Genomic DNA, 12765 nt, shown 5'->3' with positions numbered 1-12765 from the left:
ACACCTCCGTGCCGTGGGATCACATACCCCACCGCAGCCCCGGCGTCCGCACCGGCGCGTCCCACAGTCGCAGCAGCTCCTCGTCGATCTGGCACAGGGTGACCGAGGCGCCGGCCATGTCGAGGGAGGTGACGTAGTTGCCGACGAGCGTGCGGGCGACGGCGACACCGCGCGCGGCGAGCACCCGCTGGACCTCGGCGTTGAAGCCGTACAGCTCCAGCAGCGGGGTCGCGCCCATGCCGTTGACCAGGACCAGGACCGGGTTGCGCGGCGGCATGTCCTCCAGGATCGCGTGCACCGCGAAGTCGGCGATCTCGCCCGAGGTCATCATCAGGCGCCGCTCCCGGCCCGGCTCGCCGTGGATGCCGATGCCCAACTCCAGCTCGCCGGACGGCAGATCGAAGGTCGGGCTGCCCTTGGCCGGTGTGGTGCACGCGCTGAGCGCGACGCCGAAGCTGCGCGCGTTCTCGTTGACCTGCCGCGCGATCGCCTCCACCCGCTCCAGCGACTGCCCCTCGTCCGCCGCGGCGCCCGCGATCTTCTCGACGAACAGCGTCGCGCCCGTACCGCGCCGCCCGGCCGTGTACAGACTGTCGGTGACCGCCACATCGTCATTGACCAGCACCTTGGCGACCTGGATGCCCTCGTCCTCGGCGAGTTCGGCGGCCATGTCGAAGTTGAGCACGTCACCGGTGTAGTTCTTCACGATGAACAGCACGCCGGCCCCGCTGTCCACGGCGGCCGCGGCCCGCACCATCTGGTCGGGCACCGGCGACGTGAACACCTCCCCCGGGCAGGCCGCCGACAGCATCCCCGGCCCCACGAACCCACCGTGCAACGGCTCGTGCCCCGAACCCCCGCCGGAGACGAGGGCGACCTTCCCGTCCACGGGGGCGTCCCGCCGTACGATCACCCGGTTCTCGACATCGACGGTCAACTCGGGATGCGCGGCCGCCATACCCCGCAGCGCGTCCTTGACCACGGTTTCCGGGACGTTGATGAGCATCCTCATGCGTACCTCCTGGGGAGATTAACAGGCGAGCCTCTGGCCTGTGTCTTTGCGGGTCAGAGTGGGTTACGTCAGTTGTCGATCTTGGCGGTCCACGGCGGTCGGAAGCGGGCTCCGGCGGGGCTGATACTGACTCGGTGCTGACTTTGATGACGGGGTGTCAGATGCGGTTGACGTACGGGTTGACGGTTCCGGATGCCTGCTCTCGGAAGTATCGACGCTGACCGGGCGCGGGGTCACGTGTGCGGACGCCAACGGGCGCGTGCGGGTCGCACCGCTGCGCTGTCGCATCAGCCGAGACGAGTTGGACGTCGGTCCGGAGGGCCGCGCAACGTGGCCGTGGTGCCGGAGGAGTTCTGGGGGTCGTTCGGGCCGGGGGCGGTCGGGGTCGGCTGGGACTTCGTGTTCCTCGGGCTGGGCAAGCACCTCGCCGACGGCAAGATCAGCAAGGAGGACGCCGAGGCCTGACTGTGAAGACGCGGGATTTCGTGCCGCCGGCTGCCGCCGAACTGGTGTGTACGACAGGAGGCCGACTTCCTCGTAGGCTGAATCTCACACGTGATGGACAGGAGGCTGAGGTGGCCGAGACGACGCTGACCGAGACGACGGTCGCCGAGGTGATGACCGAGCTGGCCGAGCTCGAGGACCCGAAGGCACGTGAGGTGAACGAGAGACACGGTGACGATCACGGTGTGAACCTCAGCCAGCTGCGCGCCCTCGCGAAGCGGCTGAAGACGCAGCAGGAACTCGCGTGCCGGCTCTGGGCGACGGATGATACCGCGGCGAGACTGCTGGCGATCCTGATCTGCCGTCCGAAGGCGTTCGAGCGTGACGAGTTGGACGTCATGTTGCGCGAGGCGCGCACACCCAAGGTGCACGACTGGCTCGTGAACTACGTGGTGAAGAAGAACCCGCACTCCGAAGAGCTGCGCCTGGCCTGGTCCGCCGATCGGGATCCAGTCGTCGCGAGTGCCGGCTGGGCGCTGACCTCCGAACGCGTGACGAAGAAGCCAGAGGGCCTCGACCTCGCAGGACTGCTCGACGTCGTCGAGGCGGAGATGAAAGACGCCCCGGACCGCCTGCAGTGGGCGATGAACCACTGCCTGGCTCAGATCGGGATCGAGCACGCCGAGCACCGCGCCCGTGCACTCGACATCGGTGAGCGCCTGGAGGTGCTCAAGGACTACCCGACGTCCCCGGGCTGCACGTCTCCGTACGCGCCCATCTGGATCACCGAGATGGTGCGCCGACAGCACGACAAGTAGGAAGGTTCGCGCTCGGAGGTCGGCAATTTCGCCGTCGGCGACCGGGTCGGTCGGCTGCATCGTCGAGTCCTGCCGCGAAGGCACGATCACCCCAGGGCGGCTACTCCACCCACGTCGTGGTCACCGAGGACTTCGTCGTCCGAGGCGGCCCCGCTGCTGTGCGCGGGCATCACGACGTACGCCCCGCTGCGCCGCTGCGGCGCGGGCCCCGGCAAGAAGGTCGCCGTCATCGGTCTCGGCGGCCTCGGCCCCATCTCGACCGGCAGGGAAGCGGCGTCCGTGCCCGTGGCGGAGCCCCGGTAGAACTCCAACGGAGTGTCGGCGATCACGTATCTGGTGTTGGCCCCGCCGCCCCAGTACTCGAAGGGGAGCATCCACTTGCCGTCCGTCGTCCGCACGACGTTCGTCATGCGGGTCGGCCGCCGCCGATCTCCTTCTTGCCGCCGCCCATGTCCTGGGTCAGTCCCGCGAGGTCCACGACGGGATCGCTCCAGTTCGCGCTGCGGCCGTCCCAGGTCTTGTGGACGAGGATCTGACCGAGGGAATCCCTGGCGGTGTCGTTCGCGGGGTCCGGTGTCGGGACGCCTGTGTCCGGGTTGAAGCCGAGGTAGTCGTTCTCGTCGGAGTAGTAGCAGACGAGCTTGCCCTTGTAGACCGTCAGGTACGGCTCCCAGAGGGGATCGACCTGCCTGTTCGTGTTCGCGTTCGCGATGTTCTGCCCGGTCGCGCCCGCGCTGCCGCCCTGCCAGCCGCCGGTCGCGACGACGTTGACGACCTTCCACGTCGCACCGTCGTCGGTGCTGGAGTACAGGGCGATCGCCAGGTCCTTGCGGTCCCCGTCGTTGGACGGCGTCCAGTCCGGGTCGGCCGCCTTGTGCTCGCGGTAGTAGTAGTCGTCGCCCGATACGACACTCGCGAGGAGCAGCGTGCCCTGCGTCAGGTCCCCGACATCCTGCGGAAGTGTGTAGAGGTACGGGTTCGTCCAGTTGCTCGTGTACTTCGCGTCACTGGAGAGGTACGCCGGAGCCTTGACCTCCGACAGCGGCTGCCACGTCGTTCCGCGGTCGTCGCTCTTGTACACGGGGAGCGTCTGCCTGTCGGCGCTGCCCGTCTCCGGCACCACCGTGGACTTCTCGAACGACGCGACCCGACGTCCGCTCGGCAGCTGAGCCGACTTCGGGTAGATCGCGCAGTTGCCCCGCCCCTTCAAACACGGTTCGCTTCCGAGCTGGTACAGGGTCCCGCCCGTCGGGTTGTACGCCTGCGCACCGGAGGCGGGTATGGCCAGCATCGCGGATGCCGCGACGAAGGTTCCCAGCGCCAGTCACAGAGTTCCCGCTCGCGGACGCGGGGAAGACGCGGTCCGGCCGCTCAGTGGGCGGGCGGTGGAGGCTGTATCAGGCCGGTCTGGTAGGCGCTGGCGAGGAGCTGGGCGCGGTCGTGGGCCTCCGGTTTCGCCATGGCGCGTTGGATGTGGGTGCGTACGGTCAGCGATGGGCACGCGCTCGCGATCTCGTCGTTGGACTGTCCCTCGGCGGCCAGGGCCACGACCTCGCGGTCGCGGGCGGTGAGATGGGCCAGGCGTCCTGACCGCACGGGGCGGCCGCGAGAGGTGCGAATGGTGAGGAAATGGGTGATGAGGGAGCGGGTGGCCCCGGATGAGAGGAGCGGTTCGCCGGAGGCCACGGACGCGGCGGCGAGCGGCGGCGGGAGCCAGACCCTGCTCGCCCACAACTACCGGTGCGGGATGGCGAGTTCGCGGCCGCGATAGAAGCCTTCCCGCTCTTCGACGACGTACGGGGCCATGGCCGCTCGCCGCTGCGCCTCCGGCTCGGACGTCCGCCAGGAGTCGCATGCCTCCTTGGAGTCCCAGAAGGACACCCCGGTGATCTCCTGCCCGTCCTCGGACCAGTACGCGAAAGCGCGACGCAGACCCTGCGGGGAGGGGTCCGGTTGCCACGCCCTCTCGAAGTCCTCCAAGGTGCCCGGCCGAAGGCGGCGGGTCGTGACCCAGACGAACTGTTCCTCCATGGGCGGCCTCCCTTGCAGCACAGGCCCGGCCAGGGCCCCTTGTGCGACCACCGTAGAGGCAGCCCACCAGTTGTGCCTGCGTAGTGATCGACGGGTGCCCATACCGGGCAAGGGCCGTCACCCGAGCGGCGCACCACGACACGGGGCCGCGGAGTGCCGGCGCTTAGCGTGGAAGCGTCGTACAAGGACGAGGGGGGTAGTCAGACGCTTCTCAGGCAGGAGGACTCAATGCCGGTTGCCGGGCAGATCATGCACCGAGGCGCAGAGTGCATCAACAAGACGGAAACCCTCACACGCGCCGCCGAGATGATGAACAGGCTGGGCGTCGGCGCACTGCCGGTCTGTGAGGACGACGGCAGGATGTGCGGCATCATCACCGACCGCGACATCGTGGTGAAGTGTGTCGCGGAGGGGCGCAACCCCTCCGAGACCGAGTGCACGGAGCTGTGCCAGGGCACCCCGCAGTGGATCGACGTCAACGCCGACGTCAGCGAGGTGCTCGACAGGATGGAGCGGCACCAGATCAAGCGCCTCCCGGTGATCGAGAACAAAACGCTGGTCGGCATGATCAGCGAGCGGGACATCGCCCAGCATCTCAACGAGCATCAGATCGCCGAATTCGCCGAGCGGGTGTACGCCACCGCCTGAACACGGTTCGCGTGCGGTTGCCTGGCGACGGTGACCATCCATCGCCAGGTCGACCACCGTGCGGGAAATCCACAGACTGCCCGAACGACCTCACTGCAGCCGCGGATCCGGTGGGTGTCCAGCTGCCGCTTGATCCGGGCGAGCTGCCCCGGCTTGCGGGCGGCCACCGAGCGGGGCAGGAGCAGGGTGCAGCAGTCCTCGTCCGGGAGCCACGCCGCGTCCACATCACAGGCTGACCAGCATCCTGGCCCGGTACGGGCCTTCTCCACCACGACACCGCCCTCCAGGCCGGCATTGACGGCGATCTGCTTGAGCGGGGCGGCCAGCGCGCGCCGCACCACCTCCACGCCGGTCCGCTCCTCGTCCTCCGCGTCCAGCTTGGCGAAGGCTCTTTCGGATGTCGCGGACGGCGTCCTCGATGCAGTGCTTGCGTTCCTTCCAGGCGCTCCCGCGGCTTCTCGCGGTCGTAGTCGGAGTCCGTGCGCAGCCGGAGTGAGCATGAAGGGGAGGTGTTGAACGATGGCGCACATGCTCGCCGAGGATGATCAAGTAGTCATACGCCTGGCGTGGTGGGAAAGGGCAGCCGCCCGCCGGGGTGACGTGCGCGTGCCACTGGCGGCCGTGCGCCGGGTGACCGTCGAGCCCGACTGGTGGCGTGCCCTGCGCGGAATCCAGGAGAGCGGCATCTGCGTTCCCGGCGCCCTGTGCCTCGGCACCCGCCGCCATCAGGCCGGGAAGGACTTCGCTGCCATACGGCCCGGCAGACCCGTGGTGTGCATCGAACTCTGGTCCTCTACCCCTTTCCGCCTTCTCGCCGTCTCCGCGCGGGACGACGTGGAAGCCGAGGCTGCAGCGGGGCTGTTCCGCCGGGTCGCGCCGAGAATCGACGCCTCCACGCCGTGGCGGCAGCCCCTGCCGGTGCCCGATGAATCGGAATGAGCACAGGCCGGAGATGCACCCCGCGCCAGTCTCGGCCAGGCCAGGACTTGTTGGCGTCATCGCACCCGCCGACAGCAGAACGACGCTTCCCGACCGCGTCGCGCCCGGCTGCCTGCCTCAGAAGAAGAGCTCGCCCGTGAAATCCGGCGAGCACTCGGCGCGCCCGTCGGAACGCATCCGCACGTACGCGAATTCGAAGGTCTCGGCGAGCCGGGGTGCCCTGGTGAAGAAGAGCGTCGTCGCCAGGCCGTCGGCGAGTTCTGCCTCGTCGGCCACGACCCAGGTGGCGGTCATCTCGCTGACAGGCACACCGGTCCTCGCGTCGAGCATGTGATGCAGCCCGTCGCCCCAGGCGCGCCGGCTGATGCCGGAGGCGCACAAGGCCTGGCCCCGCAGCTCGGCCACGCCGATCACCCGGCGCGGATCGAAGGGGTGCTCCAGGCCGACCCGGGTGGCACGCTCGCCGCCATGGCGCAGGTCGCCGCTTCCGTCGACGACGAACCGGGTGCGGCCGGCCTCCTGGAGGACCGCAGAGAGGACGTCGACCAGGTACCCCGTATTGCCCACGAGGGTGGCCGCCCGGGAGGGCGGCCACCCATGCTGGTCGGAGGTGCCTGTCAGAGATCGAATTTTTCGTCCCGGGTCTCGGGCAGAGCCAGCACACACGCCAGGCTGACCAGACACAGCCCGCCCGCGTAGGCCCCCAGCGCCAGCGGTGACGCCCAGTGGCTGTTCAACCAGGTGGCGACCAGCGGGGCGAAGCCGCCGCCGAGCGTGTTGGCGAGGATGAACGCCGCGGAGGCACCCGTGTAACGCAGCCGGGCCGGGAACAGCTCCGGCAGGAACGCCGCGATCGGCGCGAACATCAGCGTGAACAGCACCAGGCCGACCGTGAACGCCGCCGTGATGACGAGCCCGTTGCGGGTGTTCAGCGCCCCGAACATGGGCAGTGCCCACAGCACACATCCGATCGCGCCTGTCAGAATCACCGGCCGTCTGCCCACCCGGTCGGCCAGCCGGGCGGCGGGGATGGTGGCGCCGGCAGCGGCGGCGGCCCCCACGCTCGCGGCGGCCAGCATCGTGCTCTGCGAGATGCCGAGGGCTTTCGGGCCGTAGGAGAGGCTGTAGACGACGGTCAGGTAGTAGACCGACGAACCGCCGACCGCGGCGCCGATACCGAGCAGCAGTCGGCCCGGGTACTCCTTGAGCAGGGTGCCGAGCGGGAATCGGGGAGCGGCACCTGTGGCGCGTCCCCGCTCCGCGAACACCGGCGACTCGGTGACCCTCGTACGTACCCAGAGACCGATGACGATCAGCAGGGCGCTCAGGAGGAAGGGCACGCGCCATGCTCCGGCTGCGAAGCCGTCGCGCCCGGCGATCGAGAGGGTCGGCAGAATCACGGCGCTGGAGAGCAGGAAGCCCAGCAAGGGGCCGACCTGCGGGATCGACGCGAACATCGCCCGGCGTCCCGGGGGCGCGTGCTCGGCGGCCAGCAGCACCGCGCCGCCCCACTCGCCGCCCATGCTGACGCCCTGCAGAAGGCGGAGAGACACCAGCAGGGCGGGGGCGAGAACGCCGGCTGTCTCGTACGTGGGAAGCAGTCCGACCCCTACCGTCGCCACGCCCATCAGGAGGAGAGAGATGACCAGTGCCCGCTTGCGGCCGAGGCGGTCGCCGATGGTGCCGAACAGTACGACGCCCACGGGGCGGGCCAGGAACGCGGCCGCGAAGGTGAGGAAGGCGGCGAGGGTCTGGACCGTGGTGCTGCCGGACGGGAAGAAGGCCGGGCCCAGGACGAGCGCGGCGGCGGTGCCGTACACCGCGAAGTCGTAGTACTCGACCGTGGTGCCGATGAGACTCGCGACGGCGACCCGAGACACCGTACGCGTGTCGCTCGGGCGTGTGCCGGGGAGTTTGGGCGGACTGGTGACGGACTCGGACATGGAGCGGCTCGTTTCCGGTTGGACTGTGGCGTCGGATGCCGGTGATCCACACCACAGCGGGGACGTGGTGGGCAGAAAGGTGACGCCTGGCCGAATGTCGTGCACGCGGTCGTGCCGTCCTCTGGCACGCCCCGCAAGCCGACCTGACCGGTCGTCGGTCGCTTTCCGGCCTGCGCTTAGAGTGGTGGCGTGTCCGAAGGAAACGCCGTGGTGGCGCGCAATGTGCGCCTTCTCCGAGAGCAGCGGGGTCTGTCCCTGGCCGAACTGGCCCGGCAGGCGGGGCTGGCGAAGCAGACCCTGTCGAACCTGGAGCAGGGGGCGGGCAACCCCACCGTGGACACCCTGTTCTCCATCGCGACCGCGCTCGGCGTGCCCGTCACCAGGCTGGTGGCGGAGCGCGAGCAGGTGATGACCGTGCAGCGGGGCGACGAGGTCGTCTGGCAGCGGCACGCGGGCTACGAGTCCCGCTCGCTGGACCACATCTACGGATCCGGTGTCATCGAGAACTATCTGGTGCGCATCGGCCGGGACCTGGAGGGCGCGGGGAAGCCGTCCGAGTCGCATCCGGTGGGCACCCTGGAGCATCTGTACGTCATCAGTGGCCGGGTGCGCGTGGGCCCCGCGGACGCTCCGGTGGAGCTGTCGGCCGGCGACTTCGTCCGCTATCCGGGCGACCGCCCGCACGTGTACGAGTCGCTGGACGGCGAGAGCCTGGTGCACATCGTGGTGAGTGTGCCGCGGGTGCAGCCCGGTACCGGTACCACGACCGTCGTGCGTACGCATGGCGGCGGTCGGCGCTGAGTTGCTGGAGCGGCGTGCCGTCGGTCGGCACGTCTGCTTGGTTCGTCCGGACCGGACCGGGAGCGTGGTGACCGAGGGCAGGTCGGGCTGGGCCGGGTTCGTGCGGGTCAGGCTCCGGAAAGGCCGCCGAGCCCGGCCGGTACCGCCTGCCGCGCCTTGGCCGCGGTGATCGTCCGGCCCGCTTCGAAGGCCACGCGGCGCAGGGCCGGGGCGAAACGGGCGGGGTCGAAGCGCCGGTCCGCGCCCGCGATGGACAGGGCCGCCACGGGGCGACCGGCGGGCCCCATGATCGGTACGGCGACGCAGCTGAGGCCGAGGAGGGCCTCCTGGCGGTCGTAGGCGATGCCGTCCCGGCGGATGCGGCGCAGGTCGGCCCGGAAGCGGTCGGGGTCGGTGAGGGTGTACTCGGTGCGGGCGGGAAGCCCGGCCTCGACGGCCGCCTCGGCGGCGTCGTGGTCGAACGCCAGGAGGGCCTTGCCGACCCCCGTGCAGTAGGCGGGCAGCCGGGCGCCGATCCGGGAGGGCGAGCGGGCCGCCCGGTGGCCGTGGAGCTTGTTGACGTAGACGATGTGCGTGCCGTGGAGCACGGCGAGGTGCACGGTCTCGTGCGTGAGCTCGTACAGGTCCGCCAGGTGCGGCAGCAGTCGCTCCTGGAGCAGCGGGGTCGTGGGGCCGTAGGCCCGGGCGCCGATGTCGAAGAGCTGTGCGCCCAGGCGGTAGTCGCTGCCGACCCGCTCGACCAGGTCGTTGCGCTGGAGGATGCCCAGCAGCCGGAAGGTCGTCGACTTGCTCATGCGGGTGCGGCGGGCCAGCTCGCTCACGCCGATCTCCCCGTCCAGCTCGGCGAGGGACTTCAGCAGGGTGAGCGCCTTGTCGACGGCGGTCTGCTGTTCCGGCGCGGCGTCCGGCGCGATGGCCGACGTGCAGCCGGCTGGGGGCTCGCTGTGGTGCGAAAGGGGGGAGTGGAGTGGCATGGCGGGCTCCGATGACGATCACGACGATCCGGCGATCTATTAAAATGGACGCCTGTCCAATCTAGGTGACCGTTTCCGGATTGTAAACGGGTCGGCGTCCCGCGTGCTCGACACGGCGGACTCGATACGGCGGACTGGTTTCCGGGCCCCGTTCCACATCCCGGCACAGCGGCTGGGCAGGGTGTGGCCGGGCGACGTCTGCTGTGCCCATGCAGCGACACCGTGAGCCGTCCGTCGACGTCGGCGCGTACTTCGACCTGGACCGGGGCCTGATCGATCGGACGATCTTCGGCGACCCCGGCCTCTACCGTCAGGAGCTGCGCCGCGTCTTCGCGCCGAGTTGGCTGTTCCTCGCGCACGAGAGCCAGTTCGGCAAGCCCGGCGACTTCTTCACCACGTACATGGGCGAGGACCCGGTCATCGTCACGATGGGCAAGGACCGGCGGCTCCGTGCCTTCCTCAACGCCTGTCGGCACCGGGGCATGCGGGTCTGCCGCGCCGACGCGGGTGCCACGAAGGCGTTCACGTGCAGCTACCACGGCTGGGCGTACGACACCTCCGGCAAACTGATCAACGTACCCAACGGCGAGGACTACCCGGCCCACTTCGACCAGGATCAGTGGGGCCTGATCGAGGTCGCGCAGCTCGACACGTACAAGGGACTCGTCTTCGCCACCTGGAACCCCGAGGCCCCACCGCTGCGCGAGGCGCTCGGCGGTCTCGCCTGGTACCTGGACGCGATGCTCGACCGCGACCCGGAGGGCACCGAGGTCGTCGGCGGCGTGCACAAGTGGGTGCTCGAGGGCAACTGGAAGCTCGCCGCAGAGCAGTTCGCCTCCGACTGGTACCACGTCAACATCTCGCACGCCTCGGCGCTGATGGTCATGTCGCCCACCGGCAAGGGCCCGAAGGCGGACATCGTGCAGACGCCGGGACGGCAGTACACCGACCCGCTCGGGCACGGCCACGGCTTCCCCACCCACCCGAAGAGCCGCTTCGACGACCGGGTCGTGCACGAGCACTACGACTACGAGGCCCTGCGCGAACGCCTCGGCGACGCCCGCGTCGAAGGCCCGATGACCACCGGCCACGGCACCGTCTTCCCCAACTTCTCCTACCTGCCGGTCAACGGCAGCATCCGCGTCTGGCACCCCAAGGGTCCGGACAAGATGGAGGTCTGGGCCTGGACCATCGTCGACAAGTCGATGCCGGACGAGGTCAAGAACGCCCAACGGATCTACAACCTGCGGACGTTCGGGCCGACCGGCATCTTCGAGCAGGACGACGGCGAGAACTGGAGCGAGTGCCAGGCCACGGCCCACGGCTTCGTGTCCGGTTCCATGACCCTCAACTACCAGATGGGCCTGGGGCTTCAGACCGAGGACGGCATCCATCCCGGCACCACCGGCCGCCTCTACAGCGACGGTGCCGCCCGCGGCTTCTACGCCCGCTGGCGCGACCTGATGAACACGCCTGCCTGGCACGAGCAGAAGAACGAAGAGGACACCCCGTGAGCATCAACGGCACCGGCATCCGGGTCGCCGCCGTCGGCGACATCGACGAGGGCGAGGCACTGAAGGTGCCCGCCGACACCACCGGCCACGGCGACGCCATCGCCGTCTTCCACGACGGCGGCGCCTACTACGCCCTCGACGACACCTGCTCCCACGGCCAGGCATCCCTGTCCGAGGGCTGGATCGAGGACGGCGAGGTGGAGTGCCCGCTGCACAGCGCCCGCTTCTGCCTGAAGTCCGGCGAACCGCAGTGCATGCCCGCCACCCTCCCGCAGCGCACACACCGGGTCGACGTCCGCGACGGTGCCATCTGGCTGCACCCCGGCAAGGAGAGCACGGGATGACCGCCCCACGGCGCGTCGCCGTCGTCGGCGCGGGCCTGGCCGCCGTCTCCACCTGCGACGCCCTGCGCGCCCAGGGGTACGACGGGGAACTGGTGGTGTATTCGGGCGAGCGTGGGCTGCCGTACGACCGGCCGCCGCTCAGCAAGGACGTCCTGCTCGGCAAGGCCCGGCGCGACGACGTCCTGCTGCGGCCGGAGCAGTGGTACGACGAACAGCGCGTCGACCTGCGCGACGGTGCCCCGGTCCGGGCTGTACGCCCGTACGAGGGTGGGATCGAGCTGGGTGACGGCTCGGTGGCCGTCGCCGACCGGGTCGTGCTGGCCACCGGCGGCACGCCCCGTGCGTTGCCCGTGCCCGGCGGCGACGATCCGGCCGTACACCTGCTGCGCACGTGGGAGGACGCCGAGCGGTTGCGGGAACGCCTGCTGCCCGGCGCCCGGGTGGCCGTGCTCGGGGCCGGGCTGATCGGCGCCGAGACCGCGGCCGTCGCGTGCGCCCTGGGATGCCGGGTCACCCTGGTCGACCCGGTTCCGGTACCGCTGGCCGCCGTCGTCGGCGACGACATCGCTCGGGCACTGCATCTCCAGCACACCGCCGAGGGGATCGAGGTGATCACCGCGGGGGTCGAGCGCGTCGAACGCCGCTCCGCCGAGATCCTCGTGCACCTCGCGGGGTACGACGGGGTCGTGGCCGCCGACACGGTGGTGGCCGGCATCGGCATCCGGCCGGCGACGGAGTTGGCGGAGGACGCCGGGGTGCGGGTGGACAACGGCATCGTCGTCCAGGCTGGACAGCGCACCTCCCACCCGAACGTCCTCGCTGTCGGTGACGTCGCCCGTCGGGATGGCCATCGCGTACGGCACGAGCACTGGGAGGCCGCGCAGCGGGATGGCCAGGCTGCTGCCCTGGGCATCCTGGGGCGGCCGGAGCCGGATGCGGGGGCGCCGTGGTTCTGGTCCGATCGGCACGGTTCGCGACTGGAGGCGGTCGGCACGATGGCAGACGCCGAGCGGACCGTGCGGCGGGGCGCACCTGACGGCGGGGCCCTCACTGTCTTCGGCCTGTGTGGTGATCGGGTGGTGGCTGCGGCTGCCGTCGACCGGGCGCGGGACGTCAAGGTTGCCCGGCGTCTTGTCGACCGCCGTGTTGTGGTCGACGCCGAGCGTCTGGCCGATGAGAGCGTTGACCTGCGCGTGCTGCTCCGATCAGGGGGTGCCACGTGATGTTGTCGGTTTGCTGCGGGGCGTACGTGGCTGGTCGCGCCCACGCGGCGGAGCCGCATACCGATACAGCCCCG

At 70.1% G+C, this 12765-nt stretch carries 14 protein-coding genes and 3 pseudogenes; 9 read left to right on the top strand and 8 right to left on the bottom strand.

The genetic code is table 11. The features are described 5' to 3' along the window. Window positions 1–19 precede the first annotated feature (19 nt). Window positions 20–1012 (bottom strand): dihydroxyacetone kinase subunit DhaK, encoded by a 993-nt coding sequence (dhaK, locus tag AQJ91_RS29235; RefSeq protein WP_067027457.1) that lies wholly within the window; start codon window positions 1010–1012, stop codon window positions 20–22. A gap of 330 nt (window positions 1013–1342) precedes the next feature. On the opposite strand from dhaK, the gene AQJ91_RS57470 reads away from it, so the two are divergent. From AQJ91_RS57470 to AQJ91_RS52495, 3 genes and pseudogenes are all read left to right on the top strand, one after another. Then, window positions 1343–1477: a hypothetical protein gene (locus tag AQJ91_RS57470; RefSeq protein ID WP_267891244.1), complete on the top strand. Its 135-nt coding sequence runs from the start codon at window positions 1343–1345 to the stop codon at window positions 1475–1477. Between the two features lie 152 nt (window positions 1478–1629). Further along, complete coding sequence (locus AQJ91_RS29230) at window positions 1630–2274, top strand: DNA alkylation repair protein (RefSeq protein ID WP_199848053.1); 645 nt, start codon at window positions 1630–1632, stop codon at window positions 2272–2274. A 95-nt stretch (window positions 2275–2369) separates the two neighbouring features. After that, window positions 2370–2523 (top strand): annotated as a pseudogene (locus AQJ91_RS52495) (alcohol dehydrogenase); the annotation flags it as partial. Here AQJ91_RS52495 and AQJ91_RS29225 read toward each other — a convergent pair. From AQJ91_RS29225 to AQJ91_RS29215, 3 genes and pseudogenes are all read right to left on the bottom strand, one after another. Next, a pseudogene (locus AQJ91_RS29225) lies at window positions 2514–3565 on the bottom strand (RICIN domain-containing protein); the annotation flags it as partial. The pseudogenes AQJ91_RS52495 and AQJ91_RS29225 overlap by 10 nt on opposite strands. A gap of 80 nt (window positions 3566–3645) precedes the next feature. Further along, the gene (locus AQJ91_RS56125) at window positions 3646–3870 is read right to left on the bottom strand and encodes a response regulator transcription factor (protein WP_234383039.1); all 225 of its coding nucleotides are present in this window, start codon (window positions 3868–3870) and stop codon (window positions 3646–3648) included. Between the two features lie 138 nt (window positions 3871–4008). Beyond that, window positions 4009–4305, bottom strand: coding sequence for a hypothetical protein (locus tag AQJ91_RS29215; protein WP_067027451.1), 297 nt, complete (start codon window positions 4303–4305; stop codon window positions 4009–4011). 228 nt (window positions 4306–4533) lie between these two features. Between AQJ91_RS29215 and AQJ91_RS29210 the strand changes: the two genes are divergently transcribed. Next, a complete protein-coding gene (locus AQJ91_RS29210; RefSeq protein ID WP_067027449.1) occupies window positions 4534–4953 on the top strand; it encodes a CBS domain-containing protein in 420 nt (139 codons plus the stop codon). Window positions 4954–5207: 254 nt separating this feature from the next. Here the strand turns inward: AQJ91_RS29210 and groEL are convergent. Continuing rightward, window positions 5208–5434 (bottom strand): annotated as a pseudogene (gene groEL / locus AQJ91_RS50170) (chaperonin GroEL); the annotation flags it as partial. Window positions 5435–5472: 38 nt separating this feature from the next. Here groEL and AQJ91_RS29200 point away from each other — a divergent pair. Continuing rightward, window positions 5473–5892, top strand: a complete 420-nt coding sequence (locus AQJ91_RS29200) for a hypothetical protein (RefSeq protein WP_067027445.1) — start codon at window positions 5473–5475, stop codon at window positions 5890–5892. A gap of 117 nt (window positions 5893–6009) precedes the next feature. Here the strand turns inward: AQJ91_RS29200 and AQJ91_RS29195 are convergent, their stop codons facing one another. Together AQJ91_RS29195 and AQJ91_RS29190 are read right to left on the bottom strand one after the other, a co-directional pair. After that, the gene (locus tag AQJ91_RS29195) at window positions 6010–6459 is read right to left on the bottom strand and encodes an FAD:protein FMN transferase (RefSeq protein WP_067027443.1); all 450 of its coding nucleotides are present in this window, start codon (window positions 6457–6459) and stop codon (window positions 6010–6012) included. Between the two features lie 50 nt (window positions 6460–6509). Beyond that, window positions 6510–7835, bottom strand: coding sequence for an MFS transporter (locus tag AQJ91_RS29190; protein ID WP_067027442.1), 1326 nt, complete (start codon window positions 7833–7835; stop codon window positions 6510–6512). A 189-nt stretch (window positions 7836–8024) separates the two neighbouring features. On the opposite strand from AQJ91_RS29190, the gene AQJ91_RS29185 reads away from it, so the two are divergent. Beyond that, complete coding sequence (locus AQJ91_RS29185) at window positions 8025–8636, top strand: helix-turn-helix domain-containing protein (RefSeq protein WP_067027440.1); 612 nt, start codon at window positions 8025–8027, stop codon at window positions 8634–8636. A 107-nt stretch (window positions 8637–8743) separates the two neighbouring features. On the opposite strand, the gene AQJ91_RS29180 is transcribed toward AQJ91_RS29185, so the two are convergent. Beyond that, entirely contained in the window at window positions 8744–9610 is an 867-nt protein-coding gene (locus AQJ91_RS29180) for an IclR family transcriptional regulator (protein ID WP_234383037.1), read from the bottom strand. 209 nt (window positions 9611–9819) lie between these two features. On the opposite strand from AQJ91_RS29180, the gene AQJ91_RS29175 reads away from it, so the two are divergent. From AQJ91_RS29175 to AQJ91_RS29165, 3 genes are read left to right on the top strand one after another with little or no spacing between them, the layout of a single operon-like run. After that, the gene (locus AQJ91_RS29175; protein WP_067027438.1) at window positions 9820–11124 is read left to right on the top strand and encodes an aromatic ring-hydroxylating dioxygenase subunit alpha; all 1305 of its coding nucleotides are present in this window, start codon (window positions 9820–9822) and stop codon (window positions 11122–11124) included. After that, complete coding sequence (locus AQJ91_RS29170; protein ID WP_067027436.1) at window positions 11121–11468, top strand: bifunctional 3-phenylpropionate/cinnamic acid dioxygenase ferredoxin subunit; 348 nt, start codon at window positions 11121–11123, stop codon at window positions 11466–11468. The genes AQJ91_RS29175 and AQJ91_RS29170 overlap by 4 nt, the downstream gene beginning before the upstream one ends. Next, the gene (locus tag AQJ91_RS29165) at window positions 11465–12691 is read left to right on the top strand and encodes an FAD-dependent oxidoreductase (protein ID WP_067027434.1); all 1227 of its coding nucleotides are present in this window, start codon (window positions 11465–11467) and stop codon (window positions 12689–12691) included. Before AQJ91_RS29170 ends, AQJ91_RS29165 begins: the two co-directional genes overlap by 4 nt. Window positions 12692–12765: the final 74 nt, after the last annotated feature.

The sequence above is a fragment of the Streptomyces dysideae genome, assembly GCF_001514305.1.
Taxonomy (GTDB): Bacteria; Actinomycetota; Actinomycetes; order Streptomycetales; family Streptomycetaceae; genus Streptomyces; species Streptomyces dysideae.
This window is presented reverse-complemented; position numbering and strand designations above follow the sequence as displayed.